At 63.4% G+C, this 3,650-nt stretch carries 5 protein-coding genes; 4 read left to right on the forward strand and 1 reads right to left on the reverse strand.

Annotation, left to right across the window (positions count from 1 at the left end):
* On the reverse strand, positions 1-973 hold a 973-nt coding region (locus VLR48_RS02600), incomplete at its 3' end, for a YiiX/YebB-like N1pC/P60 family cysteine hydrolase (RefSeq protein WP_325290280.1).
* Positions 974-1,199: 226 nt separating this feature from the next.
* Between VLR48_RS02600 and VLR48_RS02605 the strand changes: the two genes are divergently transcribed.
* From VLR48_RS02605 to VLR48_RS02620, 4 genes are all read left to right on the forward strand, one after another.
* Positions 1,200-1,442, forward strand: a complete 243-nt coding sequence (locus VLR48_RS02605; protein WP_325290281.1) for an AbrB/MazE/SpoVT family DNA-binding domain-containing protein — start codon at positions 1,200-1,202, stop codon at positions 1,440-1,442.
* Positions 1,442-1,789, forward strand: coding sequence for an endoribonuclease MazF (gene mazF / locus VLR48_RS02610; RefSeq protein WP_325290282.1), 348 nt, complete (start codon positions 1,442-1,444; stop codon positions 1,787-1,789). The genes VLR48_RS02605 and mazF overlap by 1 nt, the downstream gene beginning before the upstream one ends.
* Before the next feature lie 937 nt (positions 1,790-2,726).
* The gene (locus VLR48_RS02615) at positions 2,727-3,011 is read left to right on the forward strand and encodes a hypothetical protein (protein ID WP_325290283.1); all 285 of its coding nucleotides are present in this window, start codon (positions 2,727-2,729) and stop codon (positions 3,009-3,011) included.
* On the forward strand, positions 3,008-3,346 hold the full coding sequence (locus VLR48_RS02620; protein ID WP_325290284.1) for a hypothetical protein: 339 nt from the start codon (positions 3,008-3,010) through the stop codon (positions 3,344-3,346). Before VLR48_RS02615 ends, VLR48_RS02620 begins: the two co-directional genes overlap by 4 nt.
* Positions 3,347-3,650 lie beyond the last annotated feature (304 nt).

Raw genomic sequence — 3,650 nt, forward strand, 5'->3', positions numbered from 1 at the left:
ACACCGGGTCCTGCGCAACGACTCCGGGCGTGTCCGCAGCACCTGTGTGTGCCAAAGGTCTGTCGACACGCGACGGGACCGTCTCCGAGCACCCGCAAGGCAGAGCGCCGGTCGATGTCCGGCCGGCGTGATCGGTCATCCGGGCGGCACTTACGGCGGCGCGGTAGGAACGGCTTCGGTCGCTCAGGAGCACCTGTGTTCTGCACCAGGGCAGGCGGCGATAGAGGCCGATCTCGTCGATCCCGAGGAAGGGATACTTGATGATGTCGAAATAGGGTGAGTAGTCGAAGTCGCGCGGCGTGAAGAGACGCGTGTTGCGCTTGAAGAAACGCAGGCTGCCGTCGGCGCTCCGATCGATGAAGGGCAGGATCGGAAAATCGACCGCGGCGAAGGACTCGGCGATCAATCCGGCGCAGACCGTGCGGGTCACGCCGCCCGCATTGACCTGGAAAAGACTTGAGCGCCAGCGCCGCGGCACGATGCCCCAAGGCAGGAAGAAACGAGCGAGATCAAGCAACTGGCGCACATCGTAGTCGCTGCCAAGCCGACGGATGGCGTACCCAATCACCTGCTGCGCGTCCCCCCTGGAGAGACCGTGCGGCCGACAGATCCGCAGATGATCGGTGGCGTAGCGAGTCAGCGGGGAGATGCGGGTGCCTTGGCCGATCACGGCTTCGAGCAGCAGTTGCTCGCTGTGGTCGCGCTGATAGTGCTGCACGACGAGGTTGCGCAAGGTGCGGTCTTCGATGTCGTGCAGGCGCCCGAGGTAGAGTGCGGCATGGGTCCAGGCGCTTTGGGTGATCAGCTTGATGATGCCGCCGACCCGGGTGCGTCCCTCGACCAAGACCACATCGCCGGGTTGAAGCTCTTCGCTCAGTCGCTTGAAATCGCACAAGGGAACCTCGTGCGGCTCACCTTCCTTGGTCAGCCAGCCGATCATCCATCCCCGGATGGGGGCGCGGAGTCGTGTCATGGCGGTTTACCCGACAAGCGAGCTAAGTTAATGACTCAGACCCTTGCGACACCGAGAATGTTTCAGGGACGGTCGGAACCATCCTAACGTGCTCGGTCGTGCCCCGATCGCGTCGCGGCATCCGTTCCGCGATGCCCCGAAGCGGATGGGGGCGAGGAGTCGGCCATTGTCACGTCCTCGATGGTGGCATAATGTATCGACATTGAAGATACGGAAGAGGTCGAGAATGCGTGTCACCGTCAAGAAGTGGGGTAACAGTGCCTCGGTGCGCATACCTGCCGCCATCATGGAAGCGGCTCATCTGAAGCTGGATGAAACCGTGGACATCCGCGAAGAGGGTGGCTGCATCGTGATCGAGCCGGTCCGCCCAAAGGGATACGATCTGGCCCAATTGCTCGACGGCATCACACCGGCGAACCTGCACCCCGAAGTCGATTTCGATGGTCCCGTCGGCAAGGAAGCCCTTTGATGGCCGGGCGCTATGTGCCCGAGGCCGGCGACATCGTGTGGCTGCATTTCAACCCTCAAGCCGGGCACGAGCAGGCGGGTCACCGCCCGGCGCTGGTCGTCAGCCCTTCGGCCTACAACGGCAAGACCGGGCTGATGCTGTGCTGCCCCATGACGACGCAGATCAAGGGCTATCCCTTCGAGGTCTTGATCGCCGGTGAGCGTCCGTGCGCTGTCCTGGCCGACCAGGTCAAAAACCTCGATTGGGTGGCCCGCAAGGCGCAACACAAAGGGCGGGTCGCCACCGCCGAGCTAAATGAAGTCAGGGCCAAGATCCTGGCCCTGTTGGGCTCGGAGCTCCAAGGATGAATCAGATCGCTTGGACGACGTTGTGCCGGTGCTCCAAGAGCCGGAACCCGTCGGGCTTGCCTGGCGTTCGGGAGCCTACAGGCGGCGGATAAGGGTCCGTGTGCCCCCGCCGAAGGCAAGTGCGACTTAGGGTGTCCGCGATGCGGCGAGATCCTGGTTGCTCCGCCGATGGATCCCGTCGAGCGACCGCTAGCCCTTGCCGTTGCGGCGACGTATTATCGGCAGGTGCGCCGGGGCCATGAGACGAGGACCGGTTTCGGTCCCGCGACTCCGTCCTCCGACTCATTCGGCCGGGCGGAGTCCAGCCACACGCACCTCAGATCGCCATCGGCAAATCCCGCGCCCATTCGTCCATGGACAACGCGATACAAATGGCGCCCGAACCACTCCCGCAACAAGGTTCCATGCTCGGGGCTGCCGAGCCTGCCCCATCAGGACCGATCCGGGTCGCCCTCTATGTCGACGCGGATAATCAATCGCCGCTCGGTCTCTCGCGATGCATTACTCCTGGCCGCGGCTGAACGTGCCAGATCGGCCGGGTGCCGGATCTATGTGGCTTACAGCGACTCCGGAAGCCTAACCGCGCGGGATCCCGGGCTTACGACCTTTTTGCTTCCGGCAGTTCCCGCCTCGGGCGTACAAGCGGAGAAGCCGCCGCTGGTGACGATCGTGCCTGAAGTACCTGCGGAACTCTCCGCACCGAAAGCCGAGGTTGCAAAGGTGATCGCTCAGGTGCGAGGCATGTGTAAACAACAGCCTGGAGGTGGATACAGCGCAACGGATGTTGGACAAGCCCTCGCAAAAATCGGTTACAAGACACCCGCGGAGCGCAAACGAGTCCTCGCGACCTGTCCCGGACTTCGGGAACGAGGAGCCCACCCCCACAAGCTGCTGGTCTTCCAGCCATGATCACCGTCAGTTTCAGTGCTCCGGTTCAGTGCTCCGGCTGAAGCAGATCCGCGACCGGATCCAAGCCGACGTTCAACGCCAGAAGGATGCCGAGCGCGCTCGCATCGAATCACTGGGGTTGCCGGAAGACGAGGAAGAGCGCGAGATCGATGCGGCCTTTGCCCGCCTCAACCGGGAGCTCCTCCCCGGCTGCGACGACAATCAGCCCATCGATACCCGTGTCGGCCGATTGGCCTGGCAGTGCATTTACGGCACCGACGCCGAGCCGCGCGCCGCACGTACCGCCAAGATGAACATGATCATCCACGGATGAACATGATCATCCACGGCGACGGGCACGGCGGCATCCACCATCACGACGGGCTGCTGGACATCAACGGCATCTTCGACGGCCGTTTCGGTCTGGTGCTCACCAATCCGCCATTCGGCTCCAATGTCGGCGCGGATCAGAAGGTCGGGGCCAGCGACGAAACACGCGTGCCGATCGACATGGACTATCGCTATCGGTGCAAGGCGCGCTATGGCGACGCGTGGGAGACCAGCCATCGACGCTTGGCCCGGGCCGCCATCGAGCAGTCCCCGATCCTCGATCTGTTCGAGATCGGCCTGGACGCAGGCACATGCGGAGATCGACAGCACCTTCGATGACCGTCGCAACGCCCTGCACGCCGAATACGCCCCGCGAATCCCGAGCGCCGATGACACCGAGACCGCCCGGCTGCTGGGCGAACTGGCAGCGCTCGGCGTCAAGCGCGTGTTGCCGGACTGGGAGCGCGGTGAGCCGCCGGCCTATCCGCGCGCCGCCGCGCCCACGCTGCAAGCCAAAGCCGTTCCTGATTGGTAAGGAGATTCAGCTAAGCGCCGAAGCCACGATTGAGGAGAGGGCCGCAAGTATCAAGTTTCAATCAACCAAAACCCTTCAGCCCTGAAAGGGCGGTTTAAAGATGCTGCT

Source organism: Thiocapsa sp., from assembly GCF_035467215.1.
Classification (GTDB): domain Bacteria; phylum Pseudomonadota; class Gammaproteobacteria; order Chromatiales; family Chromatiaceae; genus Thiocapsa.